The 24,620-nt window shown below is 38.5% G+C and carries 23 protein-coding genes; 16 read left to right on the top strand and 7 right to left on the bottom strand.

Going from position 1 to position 24,620, the window contains the following annotated elements; all coding sequences use genetic code 11:
- Nucleotides 1-57: 57 nt before the first annotated feature.
- From AC3G7N_RS11245 to AC3G7N_RS11235, 3 genes are all read left to right on the top strand, one after another.
- Complete coding sequence (locus AC3G7N_RS11245) at nt 58-1,083, top strand: LacI family DNA-binding transcriptional regulator (RefSeq protein ID WP_489422246.1); 1,026 nt, start codon at nt 58-60, stop codon at nt 1,081-1,083.
- A 289-nt stretch (nt 1,084-1,372) separates the two neighbouring features.
- Nucleotides 1,373-2,203, top strand: a complete 831-nt coding sequence (locus AC3G7N_RS11240; protein ID WP_489422245.1) for a nuclease-related domain-containing protein — start codon at nt 1,373-1,375, stop codon at nt 2,201-2,203.
- Nucleotides 2,204-2,367: 164 nt separating this feature from the next.
- Entirely contained in the window at nt 2,368-3,414 is a 1,047-nt protein-coding gene (locus tag AC3G7N_RS11235; RefSeq protein ID WP_489422244.1) for a flavin-containing monooxygenase, read from the top strand.
- Between the two features lie 184 nt (nt 3,415-3,598).
- Here the strand turns inward: AC3G7N_RS11235 and AC3G7N_RS11230 are convergent, their stop codons facing one another.
- The gene (locus AC3G7N_RS11230; protein ID WP_489422243.1) at nt 3,599-3,832 is read right to left on the bottom strand and encodes an SPOR domain-containing protein; all 234 of its coding nucleotides are present in this window, start codon (nt 3,830-3,832) and stop codon (nt 3,599-3,601) included.
- A gap of 330 nt (nt 3,833-4,162) precedes the next feature.
- Between AC3G7N_RS11230 and AC3G7N_RS11225 the strand changes: the two genes are divergently transcribed.
- The 5 genes from AC3G7N_RS11225 (at nt 4,163) to AC3G7N_RS11205 (ending at nt 11,368) form a co-directional block, all read left to right on the top strand.
- Nucleotides 4,163-5,794: an acetolactate synthase large subunit gene (locus tag AC3G7N_RS11225; protein ID WP_489422242.1), complete on the top strand. Its 1,632-nt coding sequence runs from the start codon at nt 4,163-4,165 to the stop codon at nt 5,792-5,794.
- A 14-nt stretch (nt 5,795-5,808) separates the two neighbouring features.
- Nucleotides 5,809-7,251: an aldehyde dehydrogenase family protein gene (locus AC3G7N_RS11220; RefSeq protein ID WP_489422241.1), complete on the top strand. Its 1,443-nt coding sequence runs from the start codon at nt 5,809-5,811 to the stop codon at nt 7,249-7,251.
- A 158-nt stretch (nt 7,252-7,409) separates the two neighbouring features.
- Nucleotides 7,410-9,254, top strand: coding sequence for a LysM peptidoglycan-binding domain-containing protein (locus AC3G7N_RS11215; protein WP_489422240.1), 1,845 nt, complete (start codon nt 7,410-7,412; stop codon nt 9,252-9,254).
- 493 nt (nt 9,255-9,747) lie between these two features.
- Nucleotides 9,748-10,869, top strand: a complete 1,122-nt coding sequence (locus tag AC3G7N_RS11210) for an aminopeptidase (protein WP_489422239.1) — start codon at nt 9,748-9,750, stop codon at nt 10,867-10,869.
- A 16-nt stretch (nt 10,870-10,885) separates the two neighbouring features.
- A complete protein-coding gene (locus AC3G7N_RS11205; protein WP_489422238.1) occupies nt 10,886-11,368 on the top strand; it encodes a GNAT family N-acetyltransferase in 483 nt (160 codons plus the stop codon).
- 80 nt (nt 11,369-11,448) lie between these two features.
- Here the strand turns inward: AC3G7N_RS11205 and AC3G7N_RS11200 are convergent, their stop codons facing one another.
- A complete protein-coding gene (locus AC3G7N_RS11200; RefSeq protein WP_489422237.1) occupies nt 11,449-11,589 on the bottom strand; it encodes a hypothetical protein in 141 nt (46 codons plus the stop codon).
- Entirely contained in the window at nt 11,586-12,806 is a 1,221-nt protein-coding gene (locus AC3G7N_RS11195) for a tetratricopeptide repeat protein (protein WP_489422236.1), read from the bottom strand. Before AC3G7N_RS11195 ends, AC3G7N_RS11200 begins: the two co-directional genes overlap by 4 nt.
- Before the next feature lie 434 nt (nt 12,807-13,240).
- Between AC3G7N_RS11195 and AC3G7N_RS11190 the strand changes: the two genes are divergently transcribed.
- Nucleotides 13,241-14,476 carry a S8 family peptidase gene (locus AC3G7N_RS11190; protein ID WP_489422235.1) on the top strand — a complete coding sequence of 412 codons (1,236 nt, stop codon included), beginning with the start codon at nt 13,241-13,243 and terminating at the stop codon, nt 14,474-14,476.
- A 74-nt stretch (nt 14,477-14,550) separates the two neighbouring features.
- On the opposite strand, the gene AC3G7N_RS11185 is transcribed toward AC3G7N_RS11190, so the two are convergent.
- Nucleotides 14,551-15,414, bottom strand: a complete 864-nt coding sequence (locus tag AC3G7N_RS11185; protein WP_489422234.1) for a TetR/AcrR family transcriptional regulator — start codon at nt 15,412-15,414, stop codon at nt 14,551-14,553.
- A 205-nt stretch (nt 15,415-15,619) separates the two neighbouring features.
- Between AC3G7N_RS11185 and AC3G7N_RS11180 the strand changes: the two genes are divergently transcribed.
- Entirely contained in the window at nt 15,620-17,107 is a 1,488-nt protein-coding gene (locus AC3G7N_RS11180) for a DHA2 family efflux MFS transporter permease subunit (protein ID WP_489422310.1), read from the top strand.
- Nucleotides 17,108-17,160: 53 nt separating this feature from the next.
- Nucleotides 17,161-17,475: a glycine betaine ABC transporter substrate-binding protein gene (locus AC3G7N_RS11175; protein WP_489422233.1), complete on the top strand. Its 315-nt coding sequence runs from the start codon at nt 17,161-17,163 to the stop codon at nt 17,473-17,475.
- Nucleotides 17,476-17,628: 153 nt separating this feature from the next.
- Here AC3G7N_RS11175 and AC3G7N_RS11170 read toward each other — a convergent pair whose 3' ends face one another.
- Together AC3G7N_RS11170 and AC3G7N_RS11165 are read right to left on the bottom strand one after the other, a co-directional pair.
- On the bottom strand, nt 17,629-18,129 hold the full coding sequence (locus AC3G7N_RS11170) for a GNAT family N-acetyltransferase (RefSeq protein WP_489422309.1): 501 nt from the start codon (nt 18,127-18,129) through the stop codon (nt 17,629-17,631).
- 218 nt (nt 18,130-18,347) lie between these two features.
- Nucleotides 18,348-19,385 (bottom strand): TIGR00341 family protein, encoded by a 1,038-nt coding sequence (locus tag AC3G7N_RS11165; protein WP_489422232.1) that lies wholly within the window; start codon nt 19,383-19,385, stop codon nt 18,348-18,350.
- A 300-nt stretch (nt 19,386-19,685) separates the two neighbouring features.
- Here AC3G7N_RS11165 and AC3G7N_RS11160 point away from each other — a divergent pair, with 300 nt between their 5' ends.
- From AC3G7N_RS11160 to sspO, 4 genes are all read left to right on the top strand, one after another.
- Nucleotides 19,686-20,651 (top strand): bile acid:sodium symporter family protein, encoded by a 966-nt coding sequence (locus AC3G7N_RS11160; protein ID WP_489422231.1) that lies wholly within the window; start codon nt 19,686-19,688, stop codon nt 20,649-20,651.
- Nucleotides 20,652-20,774: 123 nt separating this feature from the next.
- Complete coding sequence (locus AC3G7N_RS11155) at nt 20,775-21,947, top strand: iron-containing alcohol dehydrogenase (protein ID WP_489422230.1); 1,173 nt, start codon at nt 20,775-20,777, stop codon at nt 21,945-21,947.
- Between the two features lie 16 nt (nt 21,948-21,963).
- The gene (locus AC3G7N_RS11150; protein WP_489422229.1) at nt 21,964-22,368 is read left to right on the top strand and encodes an acyl-CoA thioesterase; all 405 of its coding nucleotides are present in this window, start codon (nt 21,964-21,966) and stop codon (nt 22,366-22,368) included.
- A 112-nt stretch (nt 22,369-22,480) separates the two neighbouring features.
- Complete coding sequence (gene sspO, locus AC3G7N_RS11145; protein WP_489422228.1) at nt 22,481-22,636, top strand: small acid-soluble spore protein SspO; 156 nt, start codon at nt 22,481-22,483, stop codon at nt 22,634-22,636.
- 216 nt (nt 22,637-22,852) lie between these two features.
- On the opposite strand, the gene AC3G7N_RS11140 is transcribed toward sspO, so the two are convergent.
- Nucleotides 22,853-23,023, bottom strand: a complete 171-nt coding sequence (locus AC3G7N_RS11140; RefSeq protein WP_489422227.1) for a hypothetical protein — start codon at nt 23,021-23,023, stop codon at nt 22,853-22,855.
- A gap of 342 nt (nt 23,024-23,365) precedes the next feature.
- Here AC3G7N_RS11140 and AC3G7N_RS11135 point away from each other — a divergent pair, with 342 nt between their 5' ends.
- On the top strand, nt 23,366-23,965 hold the full coding sequence (locus AC3G7N_RS11135; RefSeq protein WP_489422226.1) for a pyroglutamyl-peptidase I: 600 nt from the start codon (nt 23,366-23,368) through the stop codon (nt 23,963-23,965).
- Nucleotides 23,966-24,620: the final 655 nt, after the last annotated feature.

Genomic DNA, 24,620 nt, shown 5'->3' with positions numbered 1-24,620 from the left:
CTACTATTTATTGGAAAAGAGTTATTTTATAAAGTTCGATTCCGGAGGTTTTAAAGCGTGCTACCAACAAATATTACTATAAAATTCATTGCTGAAAAAGCGAATGTATCCATTGCTACTGTATCCAATGTTATCAATCAGAAGGGGCGAGTTTCCGAAAAGACAGCGGAACGTGTCCGAGCAATCATCAGTCAATTCCATTATCAAGGAAATTTGGCAGCGAAAAATTTACGAACGAAAAAGTCTTACTTATTTGGTGTCGTTATTTCCGTTACTAAACCAGAAAGGAAGCTCCAGGATAATCCTTTTTACTGGGAGCTCATTTCGGGTATCGAATCGGAAGCTAGTGAATATGAATTTGCAGTCGTGTTAAAAGGCATCGAATCCCCGGAAGAGCTCTCCACCTTTATTACGCAAAGGAACCTGGATGGCCTGATTATGGTAGGAACGCACGAGGAATCTCCGTTAGTAAAAATAGTGGGGGAAATCGATATTCCAACTGTTTATATCGATAGTTACCTTAAGGATCCACATCTGTATCAGGTTTGTAGTGATGATAAGAAGGGTGGATACCTCGCTGGTAAGCACCTTCTTGAGTTAGGACACAGACGAATCGCGTTAGTGTCCGGCGCTCTGACGCCGAATTCCGTCAATCATTTCCGGTGGACAGGCTATCAGGAGGCTCTGGAGCAGTACGATTGTTATGACGAATCGCTTCTCTTAGAGACGGATACCTCAGCGAATGGTGGTTATATTGCATTGGATCGTATAATTGATAAAGGTTCTGAGGTGACAGCCGTTGTTACGTTTTCAGATATCACTGCCTTAGGTTTATATAAAAGGTTGAACGAAAGAGGCTTTCAGATTCCGCGTGATTATTCGGTGACCGGGTTTGATGGTGTTTACTTTTCTAGTTACATGATCCCAAAACTTACGACGGTCAAGCAGGAGGTAGGGGTGAAGGGTGTCACGGCCGTTAAGCTACTGTTTGATCAAATTAAAAATAAGCAAATGCCTTTAGAGGACCGCAGAATATCACTTCCTGTCCATTTAATTGAAGGGGATAGTACCACCTTTATCTAGGACTTTAGAAGTGAAAATAAGAAAAAAATGAAATCGAAAGAACTACAAATATTAATTGTCAACATAAAAACAATCACTCTATGAGCCAGCGAAGCAGTTTATGGTGTGCTACTAAGTTCTGACTTTTAAAGGGGAATCCCTTACAAAATAATCGGGCGTGGAATCGAAATAGTGAAAACAGATTTAACAAGCCAATTGGATATTTATGTTGCGAAGTATGAAATATTCAAATTACAACTTGGAAGCCGATATACATAGTACATAACAAATTATCGATGAGGAAGATTTAATGCTATTTAATTTATTTAAGAAAAGCAAAAGTAATCAAGTTAATGAGAAAGAGACAAAGCAGACAAAAGAGAAAGGTAGGCAGCACGTTGCTGTTAGAAAAGGTGAAATTGGAGAATACAAAATCAACATTCAACTGGATCAGTTTCCAAAGGAATATAAATACTTATCAGATGTCATGATAAAAAATCCAAAATCTATTACTGGTTACTCACAAATCGATCATGTTGTAGTTACTCATTATGGAATTTTTGTCATTGAGACAAAAAATTACCAGGGAACGATATACGGTGGAAAAGATAGAAAGCAATGGTCTATAAATGGTAAATTCAAAATGCTAAATCCTTTTATCCAAAATTATGGGCACATTAAGGCACTTCAATTTCTGCTAGATGAGAAATTTCATAATAACTTTATTTCCATGGTTTCTTTTACAAAGCGGTGTACGTTTAAAATTGATGTGGAATTACGAAGAATTAACTCCGATGATTTAATTGTATACGATGTGGAGTTATCAGAATTTATTAATAGAAAGATTTCTGTACTTAAATTAATAAACAACGCACCACTCATTCAAGCTGAAGAAATCTCATGCATTTATCAGGCTATTCAAGATGCTAATATTACGGACGGTCAACTTCGGGAAGAACATAATAAAGGAATTAACACCAAAAAAGATAATGTAGAAAAGAAGTTGCAGGAACGATGTGCAAAATGTAATCAACCTGTATCAGAAAAAGTAGCAGCTTTTTGTCGTTCTACTAATAGATTTGAAGGTAAGATATTTTGTTATACACATCAAAATCCTGTAACAAAGCAAAGTGTAAGGTGAAAGTTTGACCAAGTACTATGGGTAGTAAAGAGTTTTATACGGAACGGCTTAATATCACGGATTTTCTAGGCACTTTGTATGGTGTTTTTTACCTGAGGCCTGGTATGGTGTGAAAGTTTCCGGGTTCTATCAAAACTAAGAGATGTTGCCAAGGGGGGAAGAATTTGAATAAATATGTTGACGTTCTTGTTATTGGAGCTGGTCAGGCAGGACTGGCGATGGGGTATTATCTAAAACAAACAAATCTGACCTTTGAATTGATTGATTCGTCCACAAGAATTGGTGACGTATGGAGAAATCGCTATGATTCTCTCGTTTTATTCAGTCCAAGAAGATACAGTGCATTACCGAATTTACCCATGTCCGGTGATCCGAAAGGTTTTCCTTCTAAAGATGAACTAGCTAATTATTTAGAAATGTATTCAACCCACTATTCTATCCCTGTCAGCTTAGATACCAAAGTGGAGAGGCTAGAAAAAATGGACGACCAATTTAAGGCTGTAACATCGAAGGAAGAATGGGTAGCAAATAAGATTATAATTGCAACTGGACCTTTTCAAAAGCCTTTTATTCCAAAAATACAAGGGAAACTCTCAGCAAGCGTAGATCAACTCCACTCCTCGGATTATCAGAGTCCCTCACAACTTTCTCCTGGAAATGTGTTAGTGATTGGTGGTGGTAATTCTGGTGCCCAAATTGCAACAGAATTATCACAGAGACGAAACGTTTACATCTCTACGGGACATGATATTGTGTTTATCCCTAAGCAACTATTGGGACGCAGTATATTCTGGTGGCTTGATACATCTTTTCTTTCCAAGGTGTCGGTTGATTCAAAGTTAGCAAAATATTTACAGAAAACTGAACCCGTAATAGGCGTGGAGTTGAAAAAACAAATTGAAGACAAGCTGGTACACGTAAAAGAACGAACAGTTTTCTTTCAGGATCAGGAAGCTACCTTTAAAGATGGAACAAAAATAAAGGTAGACACTATTATTTGGGCAACAGGATTTCAATTTGATTATAGCTGGGCGGATATCCCTGGTGTCGTTGATAACCAAAAAATACCAATCCATTATAAAGGAAAAAGTCCAGTGAAGGGCATTTACTTTTTGGGATTACCATGGCTTTCCAGAGTAGGCTCTGCGCAATTAAATGGAATAGACTATGATGCAAAGCGTTTATATAAACAGTTAAATAATACTGACTGAAACCCATGTTTGGAAATCGAAATAGCAGAAAGTAGAATTCCTTCAAGATAAGAAGCAGTAATAGAAAAGCAATCTTCTACTAATACTGGAAGAATGCTTTTTTACTAACTTACTAAATTTTTTTTGTATATTTTTGATTCTATATTAATAATGAGGATGTTACATTTTAAATGTATAAGGCTACTTATGCACTTGTAATAAAGGCATTTGTTATCCCAAGGCCTTTAATTTTATCAACATCTTGAAGAACCTGCTTCCTCTCTGAATATGGCCCGACTTCTACACTATAGACTTCCCCGCTATCTGTTGTGTAAGTCTTAATGTCGGCATTCATTTTATTTCTTCTTACTAAGTTATACTGTTGTTGGGCACTTCTCTTCTTATTAGTTGTTTGAACAACAATTTTATACTTCCCCATAAAGATCCTCCCTAACTTGTTTATAAGTAGTATATTCAACGGTTAAGCAAAGGAATGGTCGTAGAACACGACTTTTTGTAAATTGATTAAAGAATCTATTAAAACATGGTAGGAGGTAGTGAAGTAGTCCATCAATATGTGCTTTTTTATTTTAAATAGAAAAAAACAGTATTAAAATAGGTGGGATTAATATGACAAAGTAAAAGTTAGTCATGGTGATCCGTATCTCTTTTAAATAGTACTTTTTAAGGCATCTATAAAAAAAGTAAATAAAATTAGCACTTTATACTAAAAATACATCTATTACTTACTTTGTGAAGGATGTTGTATATGAAAGTAGCAGAATTACTCGTCAAATGCTTGGAAAACGAAGGAGTTGAATATATCTTTGGTGTTCCTGGTGAAGAGAATATTGATGTCATGGACGCGCTTCATGACTCGAGTATTAATTTTATAGTAACAAGACATGAAACCGGTGCGGCCTTTATGGCTGGGACGTATGGAAGATTAACAGGAAAACCAGGTGTATGCGTAGCGACGCTTGGACCTGGTGCAACGAACCTGTTAACCGGTGTCGCAAACGCAAACATGGATCTAAGTCCGATTGTGGCGATCACTGGACAAGCGGGACTTGAGCGTCAACACAAAATTTCGCATCAGTACTATGACCTTGTTGATATTTACAAACCAGTAACCAAGTGGAATGCCCAGGTTAAGAAAGGTGAGATTGTTCCAGAGGTTGTTCGGAAAGCGTTTCAAGTTGCCACACAGGATAAACCTGGTGCCACGCACATTGATCTACCCGAGGACGTTGCGGGAATGGAAGTAGAAGGATCGCCGCTTCCTATTATAAACCATACGATGTCAGAGGCTGATGACCCTGTTGTAGAGCAAGCTGTGAAGCTAATTGATCAAGCCAAACAACCGCTCATTCTAGCAGGTAATGGAATTACACGCGATCATGCTGCGGAACATTTTCGCTCTTTCGTACAGGAGACAAGTATTCCTGTCGTCCATACATTCATGGGTAAAGGAGCACTTTCTTGGACAGATGATCGCAGCATGTTAACGGCAGGCATGGGTGGAAAAGACTATATCACATGCGGGTTTAATGAGGCTGACCTGATTATTGCAATTGGCTTTGATATCGCAGAATACCCACCAATAAATTGGAACCCTGAAGCTAAGACTCCTATTTTACACATTGACACACAGGAAGCGGAAACGGATTCTCATTATCCTGTGACATTAAATGTGGTTGGTGACATCAAAGAAAATTTAAAGAAATTGAAGCAGATCATATCCAAAAAAGATAGAAGCATTGATTGGATTCAATCTGTTCGCAAGCAAGCTTTGGATGAACTGGAAGCGTTTAAGCAGGATACAAGTTTCCCTGTTAAGCCACAAAAGATCATTTCTGATTTACGATCGGTTCTGGACGAAGAAAGTATAGTTCTGTCCGATGTCGGTGCACATAAGATGTGGGTCGGCAGAATGTTTCATTGCTATCAACCAAATACTTGCTTGATCTCGAATGGCCTGGCATCCATGGGGGTAGCTGTTCCCGGCGCAATTGCAGCCAAAATGGTGTACCCAGAAAAGAATGTGGTTGCAGTATGTGGCGATGGAGCTTTCCAGATGACAAGTGCAGAACTAGAGACGGCAATGCGTCTAAACCTACCGATTGTTATTTTATTATGGAGAGATGAAGGATATGGATTAATTGAATGGCATCAAATGAAGGCCTTTAAGAGGTCCACTCATATTAAATTTGGAAATCCGGACTTTGTGCAACTGGCAAAATCGTATGGATTTGAAGCTAAGAAGGTTGAAAAAACGGAGGATTTAACATCCATCTTAGAATGGGCGATTAATTTGAACAAACCTGTACTAATTGATTGTCCAGTTGATTACAGCGAGAATATGAAGCTAACGGAAAAGCTAGATAACATCGAATGCTAAAAGGAGGTAGAAAAATGCAGATTGGATCGATTATAGATGGTAAAGAGCGAAAGGAAGAAACGAGGCAGTCCATGAAGGTCGTTAATCCATATAATCAGGAGAAAGTTGCAGAGCTGAAACTGGCCACAAAAAAAGATCTTGATGATGCTGTAGATTCATGTTTCAAAATTTTTCATTCTACCATGAAGATCATGCCTGCACACAAGCGAGCGGCTATTTTACAAAAGACGGCAGATTTATTGGAAGAAAAAAAGGAAGATTTTGCGTTAACTATTTGTAAAGAAGCTGGAAAGCCAATAACAGGTAGTCGTGGCGAGGTGGAGCGATCTGTTCAGGTGCTTCGTTTCGCAGCAGAGCTTGCAAAGAATATTACTGGTGAAGTTATTCCAATGGATGCTGCAATTGGGGGAGAAAATCGACTAGGGTTAGTGAAACGAATCCCTTTAGGTGTAGTTGGAGCCATTACGCCATTCAATTTCCCACTAAACTTATCGCTGCATAAACTAGCACCTGCCTTGGCAGCTGGAAATACGGTGGTATTTAAACCAGCGGAAAAAACTCCCATAACAGCGTTTAAACTCATCCAATTATTTCAAGAAGCGGGACTGCCTGATGGCGTCATCAATCTACTTATTGGAACTGGCAAAGAAGTTGGCGAGCCTCTTGTTACCCATGCAAAGGTTCATAAAATTAGTTTTACAGGAAGCCTAGCTGTAGGCAAGAGTATTGTTGAAACAGCCGGCTTCAAAAAAGTAACGCTTGAACTGGGATCAAACTCACCAAACATTTTGTTTAACGATGCAAACATTGACTATGCGGCTAAAGCATTAGTTAAAGGTGCGTTCGCATTTTCTGGACAAGTCTGTATCTCAGCCCAACGCGTTTATGTACAGAAAGATATTTATGATACATTTCTTGAGAATTATATTAAACAAACAGAAGCGTTAAACATAGGTGATCCATTGGACGAAAAGACTAATATCGGGCCAATGATCAACGAGGAAGCTTCCAAACGGGCGAAGCAATGGATTGATGATGCCGTAGAAAAAGGCGCAAAAATTGAAACAGGTGGAGAACGAAATGGTACTGTCTTATCCCCTACAATCATGACAAATGTGGATGAAAACATGAAAGTAATAGCAGAAGAAGTTTTCGCACCCATCGTATCTGTCATCCCTTTTGATACAGAAGATGAGGTGGTTGGCTATTCAAACGATTCCATCTATGGCCTTCAAGCTGGTGTCTTTACAAAGGATATTGACCGGGCATTGCGTGTTGCAGAAAAATTAGAAATGGGTGGGGTCTGGATTAACGAGATATCCACTTACAGGCAAGACAACCATCCGTACGGCGGTGTCAAGCAGAGCGGTATAGGAAAAGAAGGCGTGAAATACGCCATAGAAGATATGACAGAAATGAAATTTATTGGAGTGAAGTTGGAAAACAAAGACGTATAAGGTGCGTCTTGCCCATTTTTCAAAAAGAAGTTATCTCACAACCACGAGATAGCTTTTTTATTTTGTATAGGAGACATGCATTTTTCGGTTATAACATCGATAGTCTAGAGTATTGGTAGTATTTTCAGCGATCAATTAGCTGTTTTGGAGGGGTTATAATGCAAAATTTTTACACAGTCCGTCCCGGGGATACGTTGTATCAAATTGCAAGACGATGGGGACTTCCGCTAGATTCCCTTATCGCCGCTAACAATTTGAATTCACCTTATACGATTTATGTCGGACAGCAGCTTTCCATTCCTCCAGGTGTTGATGTTGTTCGTGTCAACCCTGGGGATTCGGTATTTAAAATTGCTCACTTTTTTGGTGTACCGCCATCGGTTATTATCGAAGCAAATGAGCTTGAGCCACCTTATATCATACAAGTCGGACAACTGTTGAACGTCCCACCTGGTGTTCCTTATTACGTTGTACAGCCCGGAGACACATTGTTTCAGATTGCAAGGCAATTCAATGTAGTAACAAGAGGTAACAGCAACCCAGAGCTAATCAGGCAAGTAAACCAGCTTCCTTCTACTACTATTTTCCCGGGAAATAAATTGATCATTCCGTATGCTCCTACCGGGGACCTCGGATTGATAGCTTATACTTCGAATCGTGGAGGAGGCTATGATGTATGGGTATATGATCCCAGTACAGGGATGAATAACCAAATTACAACCGACTTAGGTGAATCTTTTTCGGCTCCATTTTGGTCGCCGGACAGTCAACGGATGGCTTTTGTTGGAAAAAATGGCATTCTGTTTGTTGTTGAGTTAGCTGCAGGTTTAATTGCTCGTATAGACCAATTTACCGATGGCTTAGGTATTTATTTAGATTGGTCACCAGATAGCCAAAAATTAGCTTATACGAAACAGAATGATATTATCTTATACAATTTAACTACACACCAAGGGAATCGTTTTAGCGAGCCCGGTGCAACAGACGTACAATGGTTTCCAAGCGGTACAGAACTGCTTTTTCAAGCTCCTGATTCATCAGGGGTTAGCCAGCTTTTCTACATGCAAGCCGATGGATCTGGCAAACGTCAAATCACCCAAAATACGGGCGGAGCGTTCAACCATGTTCGTCTTTCCCCTGATGGATCTTACGTACTGTATACAACTCCCGGCGCTAGTATCTCGATTATTTATACCATAGAGATTTCAACAGGTATCGTATTTGAAGTGAGGGGAGGCCCGCTTGCGAAAAATTATTTCCCGGTATGGTCGCCGGATTCAACGAAAATTGCATACAGTGCCACTGCTTTTGAAGATGTCGGTTATTTTTCATTCGTTAATCTAACAGGTCGGCACGGAGAAAACGACCGTACCAAGGCTATTTCGGATTGCTTTGCAACTCCTATTACATGGTCTTCAGATGGTAGGAAAATTGCTTATCTTTCAGGCTGTGATAATCAGGGAACAGCTAGCGAAATGTGGTTAATTGACATATTACACCCTGTTCCGATTCAGCTAATCGAAGGTGATTCTATTACAGCTCTGCAATGGTCCCCTAAACCAATTTCTTTTTCAAAGAAAACCTATACCGATCCCGTCTATAACGTTCAATTTGATTACCCGTCACATTGGCAAAAGGTAACGGATCAAAGATATGAAGGCCCAGATGGCTTCTTCCAAATTTCAGCGATTTCCTCAGAGGAAACGATTCATGTAGTTTGCCAAAACGAGGCATTCCATCCACTATTGCCATACGGATCCGAACCTCGTATTGTACAAACACAAATCCGAGAACAAGGAGCATGCTTTATTTTTCCATCAGCAGACCAGCCACCAGAGATGAGAGGGCAAGCGGCTTTAATCGTCAAGTATCCAAAACCAATTGCAATAGAGGGATCTACGTATAACTATTTTATCTTATGGGCGGACCAGGGCCATATAAATGAGATAAGCTCGACCCTTCGTTTTTTGACTCGCTTAAGATCGGATTCAAATGGAATATAGGTGGTTAACCTTTCCATTTAATAGTAGACTTAAATTTCCATGTAAACACTGATTATTCTGATGAACCTGTTAACAACGTACGAAACGATTTAACTTTTTATCTATCTCACGGCAGAAAAGCATATGTAGAGATGATGAAAAATGTAAAACCCGATTCAGATTTAGTAGTAAATGGGTTACTATCGAAGGAATCATGCCACTTTTTCATATTAATTAACGATAGTAATAGCAATACGGATCTATTACTATAATCGATGTAATTAGAAAATTGGTGGCATGATAATTTCTTCCACTATGGAAGAGGAAGAAAGGAGCACCTTATGACGAATGGAAGGAAATACATATACGGTTTTCTAAAACAGATGATGCCCAAGCATTGTTACAATTATAAGTAGAGAATCGCGACTTTTTTGAAAGATTAGCAATGACCCGCAGCAATGATTTCTATACAATGGAGGGACAATAGCTGATAGTAAATTTTAGGGGGTGTTTAATGATGAAGGACCCAAGGATACAAAGGCTAGCAGAATTAGTGGTAAACCATTCAATAAAGGTGCAACCGAATGAACACGTGCTGATCCAAACGAATACAGAAATTGAACTTGGTGTTGTAAGGGAAATCGTCAAAGAAATTTATAAAGCTGGTGGATTTGCCCATACCGATTTGAGAGATGCCACGGTTACAAGGCAGCTAATACTTGGTGGTACAGAAGAACAGTTTAAACTGTTAGCCGAATTGGAAGTAGAACGCTTAGCAAGAATGGATGGCTATATTAACCTGAGAAGTCCAGTTAATACCTCGGAAACATCTGATATACCAGGTGGGAAAATGGAGCTTTATGCAAAAACATATGGTAGATTACAGTCTGAAGCAATCTATCAGAAAAAGTGGATGACCACGCGTTTTCCTAATGCATCAATGGCACAAGAGGCTCGCATGAGTACAGAGGCTTTTGAAGATTTTTATTTTGACATCTGCACAGTAGATTACAAGAAACTTTCTGAAGCAATGGAACCTTTGAAGGACTATATGAAAAAAACGAATCTGGTAGAAATTAAGGGTCCGCAAATAGATTTATCCTTCTCCATAGAAAACATGGGAGTAATCAAGGGGGATGGTACAGACAATATCCCCGATGGTGAAATATACACAGCACCTGTAAGAAATTCGGTAAATGGAACGATCACATTTAATACACCTTCAACATTTAATGGTTTGACGTTTGAAAATATATCACTGACTTTTGCCAAGGGGAAAGTAATTAAGGCAACGGCCAATCATTCGGAAAAACTTAATGAAATACTTAATACTGATGTGGGAGCTAGTTTTCTTGGTGAATTTGCGTTAGCCTTTAATCCAAAAGTTAAAGATCCAATGAACAATACGTTATTTGATGAAAAAATTGATGGTAGCTTTCACCTTGCTTTAGGAAGCTGCTTTGACGAGGCGGATAATGGGAATGAATCAGCTATTCATTGGGATTTGGTAAATATACAACGCCCAGAATATGGTGGGGGAGAAATTTATTTTGATGGTCAATTAATACGAAAAGATGGGCGTTTCGTAAATCCCAAATTAGAAGTTTTAAACCCAGAGAAAATCCTTTTTGAATAAAAGATGAGGTGTTTCGGTGATTATAATAAATAAAGCTGTGGAAAATGATTATCCTTTTTTAACGGATATGATGTATGAATCGATCCATATTCCAGTAAACAAACCAAGCAAAATGGAACTTCTAAATCTCCCTCATATTAAGAAATACAGTGAAGAATGGGGAAGGAAAACAGATAGAGCATTAATAGCTTTTAATGAAAAAAACAACCCGGTGGGCGCAGTATGGTATAGACTGTTCACTGAACAAAATAAAGGCTATGGGTATGTGGACAATCATACTCCTGAATTAGGACTAGCTGTGATTCAAGCCTCAAGAGGGGCTGGAGTAGCTACTAACCTAATGGAAAAGATAATTCAACAAGCCGTGGATGATAATTATCCTTCATTATCCCTTAGCGTGGACCCCAGCAATTCTGGTGCTGTTAGACTATACAATAAACTTGGGTTTAGGAAGTGCGGTGTTTCAGGTACATCCTGGACGATGAAACTAACATTATAAGAATAAAGATAGCGCGATTTAATTTTAAAATCGCGCTATCTTCATAAAAACCCTTATTAAACTCAGTCTGCCTCTTATACTTAATATTCCGGGTGATCTTCGCCATAAACTTGAACTTCAGGCGATGCATAAAAGGTACTATCGTTTGAATCTTCTAGAAAAAGATAGCTTCCAAATAAAAGTGTTGAAATCGCTAATACGTTTACTGTTTTCTTCATCATGTTTTCCCCCCTTTCTCTTTATTACCTTTCTTAAGATAGTGAATAGCTAAGGAATAATAGTAGCTGGATTTCTTATATTGAAAGGTCCCAGCATGAATGTTAGCCAGTTTCTCGTAAGCTTCACATAAATTCAAATAATCCCCTTTAGCCTTAAAGAAAGGAAGGACTTCATTTTCTAGATATTCTTTAAGTGCTGCACTTTTTTCAATTTCTAAATTTTTAATGGTGAGCTTTACTTTGTTCGTTCTATCTTCTGGATGAATCTTTGACAGTCCTTCTTTTATTATCTTCTTAGCATTACTACGATCGTTTTTGCTAAGGTAACATTCTACCAGGCCATAAATAGTGTTCCCATAATTTGTTTCTGTAGGTTGTTTATAGTTTAAACTATCTAGGTAGTAGTCTATTGATTGATTACTATCTCCTGCCCGAGAATATAAATATCCGAGGTTATTAAGCACTTTCCCAGTTAGCACGGAGTCCCCGGATGACTTTGAAATTTCTAATAGATTGGTATAATATTTATTAGCTTTTTGAAACTTTTGTACCCTTGTGTAATTAATTGCCAGTATTAACTGGCAATCAATACTTCGAGGATAATAGGCCATTTGATTAAATAACACCAAAGCTTTTTCCCCATAATAAATGGCTAGCGTTATATTGTTTACATAACTATGCGTAAGGGCTAAATGATACAATAACTCCTCATTTAAAATTTTTAATTCTATAAACGTTGTCTCAGCCTGACTCAGCAGGACTAAACCAGTACTATGCTTGTGTTCTACACACAGAAGTATACCTTTAAAGTATAAGAAATAACCTGCTTGCTCTGCAGTTAAATTTTTCTCATATTTACTAATTTTCGTAACAAGTTCACGTGCTTGATCCAATTCATTTAGTAAGATGAGATATCTAATTTCAACTAATTCAAACCAGTATTTTGCCGTCATAACCAGGACTTCTCCCGAGAAATATGCTTTGAGATGTATATAAGTTTCCTTCGCTTTTTTGGTATTTTTGAATTTGATAAGTTTGAACCAATCTTCTAATCGTTTTTTTGTTTCAAATCTATCTTTCTCCAATAGGTTTACATCCAGCTGTAATCGTTTCATTAATAAGATTACTGTTTCATTGTTGGCATGATCGAGTTTGCTGTTTTCTAATTTGCTTAAATAGGGAATGGAACAAATCCCTGATGCAAGTTCATGTTGTTTCATTCCGATTTTAATTCTGTAGTGAGAAATTAGTTTTCCATACTCAATTTCGGGATAGCTCTCTACTATATCCAATACAATACCCCTTTTTTTGTATTGAAAAGACCTATGAAAATCTTGTAATTATGTAATGGATATGCCTTTATCAATAATAGTATAGTGTAAAAAGCAACTAAAATATAAGTAAGCAATGATATTATCTATATATTAATACTTTTTAGAAAACTAATAAATAGATAAAAGGGCCTACTACTTCCGTACTCGTTGAAAAAACTAGACAAAAAACAACCTATTAAGCTACTTGTCATCTCTGATTTTCTCAATACTAGAGTAATTAATAGTATGATAGGATTGATATAGAAAATTCAAATAAATCTTACATTCTGAATTTTCATTTCTGCTATTTAGTAGAAAAAATAATAGGGAGGATTTTGCAGATGAAAAGCTTGAAGTTAGTAGGAATTATTTTGTTGGTTTTTATTCTTATTGGATCTTCTTTTAACTCACCGGCAGATGCAGCTGAGAAATCAGACAGATTACGTGTGTTGATTACTTCTATCAATGAACATGCGAAGGTTAATGCCAAAAAGAATTATGGTGTTCGCTGGGATTTCAATCAGCAAGGGTTTACGACAGATGTCACAACTGCACAGTTCCATGCACTTCAAAAAAATAAAAATTTAAAAGTAGACCTCGTTGAAAAGGTCTCCTTGGACGCCAAGCCTGGATCTACTAGCACAGTCCAACCTAATGACCAAACCCCATGGGGTATGGAGGCTATGTATCAAAACGATTCAATTACTACTACTTCTGGAGGAAGTGGAGTTAAAGTAGCCGTACTTGATACTGGTGTAATTAATCACTCGGATTTGACAAACAACATCGAGCAATGCAAAGACTTTAGTCAAAGAAAGGCAAATCTCATTACAAACTCCTGTGAAGATGATAACGGGCATGGTACACATGTTTCCGGAACCGTTCTTGCAGATGGAGGTTCGGGTTCTGGTATCTACGGTGTAGCACCTGAATCAAAATTATGGTCTTATAAAGTGCTGAATCGCCGTGGTTCCGGTTATTCGGATGATATTGCAGCAGCGATTCGTCACGCTGCAGACGAAGCAACTCGTTTAAATGTAAACACAGTTATTTCCATGTCATTAGGAGCTAGTTCAGAGTCTCCTCTTATTACAGACGCTGTAACGTATGCTTACGACCATGATGTTCTAGTGGTGGCAGCAGCAGGAAACGCTGGTCCATCTGCTAATACAATTGGATACCCTGGAGCACTTACTGACGCTGTTGCAGTTGCTGCCCTTGAAGATGTACAGGAAAATGGAACTTATCGTATAGCGGACTTCTCTTCTCGCGGTAATCCAAACACAGATGGTGATTACGTTATTGGAGAACTTGATGTAGAAGTTTCTGCTCCAGGTCGTGCTATTGAATCAACTTGGAACGACGGAACCTACCATACGATTAGCGGTACGTCCATGGCCACTCCTCACGTTTCAGGATTGGCAGCAAAAATATGGGCAGAAAACCCAAGCTACTCAGCAGCACAAATACGCTCTGAGATTCAAAACCGGGCGACAACCAATGATATCTTAGGTGGATCTGGTTCAGCTATCGGTGATGACTACGCATCTGGCTTTGGATTCCCGACTGTAAACTAATCTCTATTTGATAGTCATCAGAAATCCTACTGGACATTCCAGTAGGATTTTTTTATCTTTAAAAGCCCATTCAGCTAAATAATTTCCCACGTCATTTTAGCAATGTGTCTAGCTTCATGTTCGAGCTCAGATTGTTCAAAGGCATATTCAAATGACATTAGTACACTTTCCAGTAAGAAGGTACGCGGGTTAGTTTCTTGTAGTTCAGAGAGTAAGAACTGAACAATGTCATTTTGTTTTGAAACGCCTTTCTCTTCAAGTTTACTACTAAGCTCCTCTAACTGCACAATTACCTTATCCAGGTCTATTGTGGCATTATCACTAGTAAGGTCAAGCCAATTTTTCGGTAAAAAGGCTTCCCCGTTTTTCACCTGTTCGTCAACCATAGATTTAACGCGGGTAAGAGCATACCGGATGATTTTCTCTGTCGCAATTTCTTTCGTTGATCCTAACATCCATACTTGCATCATGTGATGAACAGTTCCGACAAAAATTACTGCGTGATCTAATGTGAAAGGTCTTGCTGCAGGCGGGTATATGTCGCCGAGTCTTTTAGTAATCCATTGCAGTTCGGTGCGATGTTGTGCCTTCATAAAGGACTTTAATTCAACATCATCGGAAAAGGACACTGTTTCAAAAACCACCAACAAATGGTGCTGTCGATTCATATTCATTCGTACAGCGATTTGCTCAACAAAGACTTCATCATTAGTATTTTCTTTACCGATGGCAATTTCTCTGCGTTTTTGATCTACCTCTTCTGATACAGACTCTAAAATTGCCCGCAGGCACTCATTTTTCGAATTGAAATAATTGTAAAACGTGCCTTTTGCTACCCCTGCCTTATCTAACACATCCTGAATCGACGTCATTGCGAATCCTTTATCGATAAAAAGTTGGTGTGCAGCATCAATTATTTGTTTTCTCTTTGCATTCATTTTATCACCCTTTTTGTAATAGTGGTCTATTTTTATTTTAGACATAAAACCCTTTCATTTCAATAACTATCATTCAAATTAAATTTTCGTATTGCATTTAATAGACTATCGGTATAAACTATAAAAGTATTTTATTTTACATGGGAAGAAGGACTGATTAAAAGTGTTGGAAACCAATTCAACTAAAGACAAATCGCCTATTGGCATGATTGCCATTTTATTTATTGGAGCATTTGTTGCCATTTTAAATGAGACATTATTAAATGTTGCACTTCCTTCCATTATGGAGGAGTTTAATGTAAATGCCACTTCCGTCCAATGGCTCTCGACAGGTTATATGCTGATTAACGGAATTTTAATACCAGCGAGCGCATTTTTTATTCAACGATTCTCAGATAAAAAGTTATTTATTACTGCCATGTCATTGTTTACCTTAGGGACATTTCTGGCTAGTATTGCTCCAGCATTTAGTGTACTGCTCACAGCTCGCATGATTCAAGCATCAGGATCCGCGATTATGATGCCGTTATTAATGAATGTGATGCTTACCGCTTTTCCAGTCGAAAAAAGAGGGGCGGCAATGGGAACATTTGGACTTGTCATGATTACAGCTCCAGCCATTGGACCAACGCTTTCTGGATGGGTGATTGAACATTATAGCTGGAGAATGTTGTTCTATATTGTGCTTCCAATCGCACTATTAACGTTGGCTATCTCCATCTTTAAGTTAAAAGACGTGACACCACAACGTGCAATCAAGCTTGATATCATTTCCCTTATTTTATCAAGTATTGGATTCGGTGGTTTGCTTTATGGCTTTAGTTCTGCTGGAGAAAAGGGGTGGGGTAGTCCGCATGTGTACGTTACGATTATTGTTGGTGCACTTGCTTTAATCACCTTTGTACTCCGTCAGCTTAGAATGGATGACCCAATGCTTGAATTTCGAATCTACAAATATCCAATGTTCGCATTGTCTTCAGCAATTTCAATGGTTATTGCTGTTGCGATGTTTTCAGCGATGATCTTGATGCCAATCTATGTACAAACGATTCGTGGGATATCTCCGATTGATTCAGGCTTGTTGATGCTTCCGGGTGCAATTGTAATGGGGATTATGTCGCCAATTACAGGTAGGATTTTTGATAAGTACGGAGCGAGAACACTTGCTGTGACTGGGTTGACTATTACAGTAATTACATCCTACTGCTTTAGCGAAATTGGTATGGATACAGCTTATTCTACTCTTGTGCTGCTGTATACATTTCGTATGTTTGGGATGGCAATGGTAATGATGCCGGTGATGACAAATGGATTGAATCAGCTACCGGCGAAAAATAACCCACACGGAACAGCGATGAATAATACGTTGCAGCAGGTATCAGGTGCAATTGGTACCGCATTGCTGATTACCATCATGAACAACCGAACTGAGGCAAAAGCAAAGGACTTAATCACTGATGGAATGGGAACTGTGGACGCTGGTGCAGGGCAATCAACTGTGCAACCTGCAACAGAACAGATTATGAATGAAGCGATGTTGCACGGTATTAATTTCACTTTTTTCGTTTCAACATTGATTGCGCTTGTTGCACTTATCCTTGCATTTTTTATAAAAAGGGTAAAGCCACACCATGAAGAAGAATTGGATGAAAAGGTTATTGTTGAACCATTAAAAAACAGTTCAGGGTTATAATCTTGAAAACAAACGGGAGGTGCCTTGCTGGCATATCCCGTTTGTTTTCCCTCATGAAGGATTTTGAAATAAAAAATAGCAGTACTGCTGCGATGCTGGCTCAGGCCCAGAGTATCAACGATGATAAAGGTGGGGTTGCCTTTAATGCTTGGCGTCCGCATCCAATGTTCGTGAGGATGGATAATAAATTTTTAGATGATCCTAAAAATGTTTGGAAACTGGATGATGTCCAAATTGGTGTAGCACTTGATTTGAAAAAACAATCTCCGACAGCTTTTACGTTGTTTTCTACTATGAAACTGACTCTAGATCAAGTTGGGGAATGGTTGATGGCCATTGGTACTGAAGGGAAACCCCTGAAGAATTAGCTGAATCCTGGGTGAAGGAACATCCAGAATAGTCCAATAAGTGGTTGGGTAAATAGATAGTTTGACTTGAAAGAAGGTCTTTGGTCTTTACTGTGAAATTTAAAACAGTAAGAAAGGGCAAGGTCATTTTTTTGACCTAGCCCTTGTGCGTAATCAAATATAAAGCCGAAACGCCTTCACAATTACACCATCGTTTGCAGGTTCAAAGTCGTACTGTGGCAATCGTTCAAATCCTGTTCTTTCATACAACTTTATCGCGTCTTTCATGAAACTCCCCGTATGTAAGCCAACAGATATAAATCCTTTAGCTTTTGACCTGAGGATGCATTCAGCGATCAGTGCAGATGCTATTCCATTACCTCTTGCTTCCGGATCAACAGCTAGCACTCGTATTTCAGGGTAGTCAAGTTCATCAACATATCCGTCGTAAGCATCTGTGTTTGGTGGAAACAAAGCAACACTGCCAACTATCTTACCTTCTATTTCAGCAACAATTAGTTCGACGCCCTGACCTATATCGGCATTTGAAGATATTGCCTTTTTGAGAGCTTGCCAATGCTCGTCTGAGATAGCTTTTGTATGCTCGCTATACGCGTTCATTCTTTGTTCCCGAATGCGTGGAATTTCTTCTTTTAAAGCATTGCGTATTTTCATTTCATCACCAACTTTCGCTTGGTTATTTTTCTTCATGAAGTGAAACAATTCCCTTTTTGTTGCTTGGTTGTTGGTGATTATCAGGAGTTTCCATACGATAAAATCTATAAAGTAATTATCCTATACCTTTTCGTATTTTGGTATTTATCTGCTTAGTGAGTTGGGGAAGGGAGGGAACTAGAAGAAGGCAACTGCATCTGCCTTTGCTGGCCCTGCCCTTACCCGTCAACTTTATCAAATGAAAAGTCGCCAAAGAAAGACGGTTCCAACTGAAGGAAAATAACTGCTGAAATAAGGACTAGACTTATTGCTCCGATAAATACTAAGGAATAAGTTCGTGAAACATTAGCATTATCGATATCGCGCCAATTCGTTGGTTTAATGCCACTGATCCAAAAAACCAGGATAGCTGATAAAAGAATGCCATTAATATTCACTAATAATAACAATAAAGGCATAATCACCGCGTGCCACTGAGCAGCGCCGACCATCATCCCCATGACAACAATCGGGGGCAATACTGCCAGGGAAACCATCACACCCACAATTGTTCCCTGAGAACGTTTAGCAAACGACAACGCACCAGCGCCTCCTGCAGCAAATGCCACAATAATAGTTAAAATTTGAACATTGGTTTGTGCTAGAAACTGACCGCTGTCAGTAGGAAGAGGATATAGATAACCGAATCCCATGGAAATTGAAAAAGGAATGAAAAGCCCTAAAAGGGAGGTAAGGATGGATTTACGGATAAGCTTATAATCCCCCAATACGGATGCGAAAGAAGTCCCTAAAATAGGTCCGATGACTGGATCGATGACATTTGCTCCGATGACGATTGCCGGGCTATCCTGAATTATACCTACGGCAGCTACAATGGCAGCGAAAAAAGTAAACCAGGTGAAACTAGCGTTGATTGTACTTGAGGAATCAACTACATTATATAATTCCTGTTGGCTCGCTCGTTGGACCTCCAAATCTTCCCCTTTGTCCTCATCTTTTTGAACCGTTTTATCCGATTTCGGGACATGTGCTTGTATAGAAAAAAGTAGTGCCTGAAAGTCGTCGTTTTTTTTCGACAGCTTTTCTAAATAACTCAGAATAGCTTCCGCATCCTCTTTTTCCACCAAAATACGAACCAGTATTTGATCTTCTGATTGATTCGAAACCCAATAGGAAATAAGAGAAAAGTCATTTAACAAATCATCTAGGTAGTTAAGCTCTCGAGGTGAATATACCTCGATTAACTGTGTCCGCATATATTTCACCTCCATCCGCCTGTTTACAGTCTATTTTTCACCTAAACCTACATGGTTCATACTAGTGGTGTAAGAAAAAGGCTGCTGCGATCTGCATAGATGAAAGGGAAAGACAGATTTAAGTTCTAAACTTTTTCAGACTGTTATGAACGAAGTATAACTACCTAGAATAGTTATGGTTGGGTGCAAAAGAATAAATTATGGAGATTATTTTAATTGTAAGCAATAGTCTGAAAACACCATAGACAAATAGATTCTGAAGTGGTATATTATTAAGAATTTATAGTAGGAGGGTGTACATTGAAGACGTTGGGGAGAATCAGTAATTTTGCTAGCAATACATTTGCATTATGGGTTATCTTATTTGCTGTTTTAAGTTTCTTTTTACCTGGAGGTTTTACGTGGATTGCGCCACACATAGCGCTTCTCCTTGGAGTCATTATGTTTGGAATGGGGCTTACGCTCTCCTTAAGTGATTTTAAAGCTGTTTTTCAAGCGCCAAAAAGTGTACTAATTACCGTGTTAGCTCAGTTTACTATTATGCCGTTGCTTGCTTTTGGACTTGCAACCGTTTTTCAGCTGCCTGCAGCCATTGCGGTGGGGGTTATTTTAGTAGGATGCTGTCCTGGTGGTACTGCCTCAAATGTTATGACTTTCTTAGCGAAAGGAAACACTGCGCTATCTGTATCGGTAACTGCCGTATCCACATTGCTAGCGCCGATTCTAACACCGGTATTAACCTTGCTTTTGGCGAGTAAGTGGTTACCTGTATCGGTTGGAAGTATGTTCCTGTCAATCGTACAAATTGTTTTGGTCCCGATTGTTCTGGGGATTGTAATTCGTTTATTATTCCCTAAGCAAGTAGAAAAAAGTGTTGCGGCATTACCACTTGTTTCCGTGATTGGAATTGTGGCTGTAGCATCTGCAGTAGTAGCGGTTAATACGGACAATATTGTCAAGGAAGGCCTATTAATTTTCGCTGTTGTTGTTTTACATAATGTGCTGGGGCTTGTTATTGGTTTCGCAATCGCAAAACTATTTAAATTAGACTTTCATGATCAGAAAGCCGTTTCGATTGAAGTAGGAATGCAAAATTCAGGTCTCGGGGCTACATTAGCACTTGCCTACTTTTCGCCGATAGCCGCAGTACCAAGCGCTATATTTAGTGTTTGGCATAATATTTCTGGACCAATTTTGGCAACTTGGTGGGGGAAAAACAGTGAGCATACAGAACCACCAGTAGATAAAGGGAAGAAAACTGCTTAACGAATAAGGGCTACTCAACTTGAGTGGCTTTTTCCTGTTAACAGGTAACCGATGCCTGATAAAATACATAATTATTAGAGCATTACAGATGTTAAAAATCAATTGATGAGGGAGTTGTGTAGTATGGATCAATTTGTATCGCCAAAAAAGATTTATCATGGGGAAGGATCGCTTACCAAGTTAGCGGATATTTTGAATGACTTAGCGGTCAAAAAGATTTTTATCTTAACAGATCCTATGCTGAAAAAACTTGGTGTGATTGATCCTATTCTGGAAATAGTAGAAAAATACAATGTGACAGTTGACTTGGTTACCAACGTAGTACCGGAACCGCCTGCAGAAATTGGGAATCAAGTAGTTGACGCGGTTCGAGAAAAACAACCGGATTTGGTTATTGGAGTAGGTGGTGGAAGTGCACTTGATCTGGCAAAGGCTGCTGCAGTATTAGCTGGAAATGACGGAAGAGTAGAGGATTACCTGAATTTGAGTGGGACAAATAAGTTTTTACATAAGGGGTTACCAAAGGTATTAATCCCGACAACAGCTGGAACTGGTGCAGAAGTTACTGATATAGCAGTGTTTTCACTCGAAAATACAAAGGACGTTATTACACATGAATACCTACTCGCTGATTATGCTATCGTCGACCCTACCTTAACATATACCTTACCTCCCAAAGTAACAGCTGCCAGTGGAATAGATGCACTGACACATGCGATTGAGGCTTATACATCCGTGAATGCAACACATTTAACCGATTCGCTTGCACTTGATGCAATGAAACGAATAGTAGGAAACATTCGAACGGCCGTGTGGAATGGTAAGGATAAAAATGCAAGAGAACAAATGGCACTCGGCAGCTTGATAGCTGGTTTAAGCTTTTATAATGCTGGAGTTGCAGGTGTGCATGGCCTGGCTTATCCTCTGGGTGGATTATTCAAATTATCACATGGTGAATCGAATGCAGTTCTCTTACCATATGTTTATGATCATATATGGATGGCTTGTATCGACAAAATGAAAAATGTGGCTGAGGCTTTTTCATTACCAACAGAGGGGAAGACTGATCGGGAAATTGCTCAACTGGTGGTAAGGAGTTTATTTGATTTAATTAATGATGTTGGATTGCCAACCACAATACGAGCCTACAATATTCAGTCAGCAGACATAGAAGTATTAACTAAAAACGGAATAAAACAAAAAAGACTACTTAGTAGAAGTCCTAAGGCATTAGATGAAAAAGCTGTAAAGCAGATTTACACAAATGCATATGAAGGCATATTGCAAAATTCGTAGTAAGGATGAGAAGGAAATGTATAAGACAATTATAGTGCCGAGGGTCTCGGAAACGGATGGGGTTGGTCATATTAACAATACGACTATTCCGGTTTGGTTTGAAGCAGCACGGAATGAACTATTTACATTATTTACCCCTGATCATTCGTTTGCTAATTGGAAAATGATTATTCTAAATATGAATGTTGACTACGTTGGCCAGATTTATTTCGGAATTAATGTATCTTTTTACACATGGGTGAAAAAATTAGGGAATTCAAGTTTACAGTTATATGAGGAAATTTGGCAGGAAGAGCGCCTATGTGCAAAAGGGACTGTCACATATGTGAATTTTAATTTGAAGGATCAGAAGTCTGAACCAATTCCTAATTCGATCAGAAAGGAATTGGAATCCCATTTTTATCAAGGGGAAGATAAATAAGATGAATGAAGAGATTAATCCATGAAGTGGTTTAATTTTCAAGCATTGTAAATCCTAAATATACGGATAATGAATGCTGATTAAGACAAAATAACTTATGGAGGTGTTGTAGATGAGCAAAAATAAGAAGAATAAAATAAATGGTGGAGTAAGTGATGAACAAGCTGTAAGGGGTAACCTGTCAAAAGAGTTTGATCATGAATTTGCTAATGAACCACTAACACCAGCCGAAAAGTTTAATAATAAAAAAACAAAAAAACGACAGTAAGAAGCATGCGAGTTACTAATAAGTAGAATAAGAAATAATGATTGCTATAACATACAAGTTTCCAATTTTGTATGTTATGGCTAATTTTCTATCGCGGTGACCGGCAGTAATGGTTCAAATGAGTACTTTCTTCAACAGATACATATGCAACGCATCAGCGAAAAAGGTTGTCCCAAATCAATCTCTGGCACAACCTTTTCACTGTTGGTTAAGCTACTATTTGTTTTGATCGCGGTTTCTTTTATTTTGTTTGTTGTCTAAATTAAGAAATTCGCTATTATTTTCATTTTCATTAGCAAATTCAACATCTGCTGCTTGCTTATTATGTCTGGTCCTATTGTTCTGTTTGCCCTTATCTTTATTGCGATTCTTATTTTCCTCTGACATTAAAAGACCCTCCTACACTTTTATAGGTGAAACTTAACTTCCTTCCCTTTGTAATTGCTAGAAGTTAAACTCACTCCTATTATCTTGTTCATTTTTATGAAATTAAATCAAAAAATGTCGGAATTCTTTTTTGTACATAGGGTCAGCGGTTTAACACATGATGAGAATTCGATATACTATAGTAGAAAGTAGTAAAATAATATAATTTGAGTAGTGCCAGCTGCACTATTCAGCCTGAGTTAAGAGGCTCTTTAATAGAAGGGTAACCCTTACTGGGCTAAGATCGGGTTTTCTCTATTTATTCAGGTTTGTCTGCAGAATAATTAAAAGAGGGTGAGAGGCTTGAAAAAATTATTATTAACAGGATTCGAACCGTTTTTAGATTTTCCAGTGAATCCCACAGCAAAAATAGTAGAAGAATTAGATGGTTCTACGCTAAACGGTTATGAAATCGTGAGTAAGGTATTAACCGTTGATTTTTCAAAAAGTGGGAAGCAACTGCTTGATGATATAAAGAGTGTGCAGCCAGATGCCTTGATTTCTTTAGGGTTAGCGGGTGGTCGCTATAAAGTCACACCCGAAAGGATTGCTATTAACTGTAATGATGGGGAATCAGACAATACAGGTCATGTGCCAAACGGAGAAGCGATTTTTGAGGATGGACAGGATGGTTTATTCTCCACGCTGCCGGTAGACAAAATGGTGGGAAGATTAGTGGAGTCAGGCTTGCCAGCAAAGATATCAAATACAGCTGGAACGTACCTATGTAATAATGTTATGTATCACGGCTTATATCATTTCCAAAAAGAGAATCTCTTCGTTCCATCAGGTTTTATCCATATTCCAGCCTCACACGAACTCGCTTTAAAACATAAAGGTATTCCTAGCTGGTCCAATGATGATTTGATGAAGGCGGTTCGAACTTGCATCGAGTGCGTGTGATAAAACTTTGATCGAGTGTCTCAACTCATTTCCGTATAGGATAGCCGTTAGTTCTGATTCGCATCATACCCATTCCGCCAAGTTGCCAGGTTTACTAGATACAATTGAACTGATGTTACTTTTCTGAGGTTTGGTAAAAGGTGAGAGGGGGGAAATACATAGAAGGAACAGCTTGTATTTTCGAGTAGCTGCTGTTCATACGCAGTCTGCTCCTTTTCGTTTGGTTCACTCAGCTGGATAGAATAGTACGAGAGATCCTTAACCTGACTAATCTATAACCGGCTTATTCAATAAATTTATAAATAGTATTGACTTCACGTCTTAGAAGTAGTAATATTATTTTTGCTGCTAAAAAACAGTGCTGATTGCCAGCGCTGGTAGTGAAAGAGAAAACAGAAAGAAGTTGTTTTCCAGATTTATAGAAATATAATTTTATAGTAGACAATCGGTATGGGAAATGTTATAGTTAATAGGTTGTCGAAAAAACAGTGAGAAACTTACCTTTTACATTAACACTAGTAATCAAGAAACTTTCTGTTGACATCAACAATAGTAATATGGTATATTAGTAAAGTCGCTTTTTTGAAAAGCGTACTGAAATTTGCTCCTTGAAAACTGAACAAAACAACCAAGTATGTAAGTAACGAAACAAAGC

The organism is Virgibacillus carmonensis, assembly GCF_057836705.1.
Note: the sequence above shows the minus strand (reverse complement) of the source record. Positions and strands in the feature narration are given on the sequence as shown.

Coding starts and splice junctions, on each gene's coding strand:
- AC3G7N_RS11165 (WP_489422232.1), bottom strand. CDS start 19,385: ATGCGGACACAGTTAATCGAGGTATATTCACCTCGAGAGCTTAACTAC.
- AC3G7N_RS11155 (WP_489422230.1), top strand. CDS start 20,775: ATGGATCAATTTGTATCGCCAAAAAAGATTTATCATGGGGAAGGATCG.
- AC3G7N_RS11210 (WP_489422239.1), top strand. CDS start 9,748: ATGATGAAGGACCCAAGGATACAAAGGCTAGCAGAATTAGTGGTAAAC.
- AC3G7N_RS11150 (WP_489422229.1), top strand. CDS start 21,964: ATGTATAAGACAATTATAGTGCCGAGGGTCTCGGAAACGGATGGGGTT.
- AC3G7N_RS11190 (WP_489422235.1), top strand. CDS start 13,241: ATGAAAAGCTTGAAGTTAGTAGGAATTATTTTGTTGGTTTTTATTCTT.
- AC3G7N_RS11240 (WP_489422245.1), top strand. CDS start 1,373: ATGCTATTTAATTTATTTAAGAAAAGCAAAAGTAATCAAGTTAATGAG.
- AC3G7N_RS11185 (WP_489422234.1), bottom strand. CDS start 15,414: ATGAATGCAAAGAGAAAACAAATAATTGATGCTGCACACCAACTTTTT.
- AC3G7N_RS11215 (WP_489422240.1), top strand. CDS start 7,410: ATGCAAAATTTTTACACAGTCCGTCCCGGGGATACGTTGTATCAAATT.
- AC3G7N_RS11180 (WP_489422310.1), top strand. CDS start 15,620: ATGATTGCCATTTTATTTATTGGAGCATTTGTTGCCATTTTAAATGAG.
- AC3G7N_RS11225 (WP_489422242.1), top strand. CDS start 4,163: ATGAAAGTAGCAGAATTACTCGTCAAATGCTTGGAAAACGAAGGAGTT.
- AC3G7N_RS11220 (WP_489422241.1), top strand. CDS start 5,809: ATGCAGATTGGATCGATTATAGATGGTAAAGAGCGAAAGGAAGAAACG.
- AC3G7N_RS11175 (WP_489422233.1), top strand. CDS start 17,161: ATGAAGGATTTTGAAATAAAAAATAGCAGTACTGCTGCGATGCTGGCT.
- sspO (WP_489422228.1), top strand. CDS start 22,481: ATGAGCAAAAATAAGAAGAATAAAATAAATGGTGGAGTAAGTGATGAA.
- AC3G7N_RS11230 (WP_489422243.1), bottom strand. CDS start 3,832: ATGGGGAAGTATAAAATTGTTGTTCAAACAACTAATAAGAAGAGAAGT.
- AC3G7N_RS11200 (WP_489422237.1), bottom strand. CDS start 11,589: ATGATGAAGAAAACAGTAAACGTATTAGCGATTTCAACACTTTTATTT.
- AC3G7N_RS11140 (WP_489422227.1), bottom strand. CDS start 23,023: ATGTCAGAGGAAAATAAGAATCGCAATAAAGATAAGGGCAAACAGAAC.
- AC3G7N_RS11170 (WP_489422309.1), bottom strand. CDS start 18,129: ATGAAAATACGCAATGCTTTAAAAGAAGAAATTCCACGCATTCGGGAA.
- AC3G7N_RS11195 (WP_489422236.1), bottom strand. CDS start 12,806: ATGAAACAACATGAACTTGCATCAGGGATTTGTTCCATTCCCTATTTA.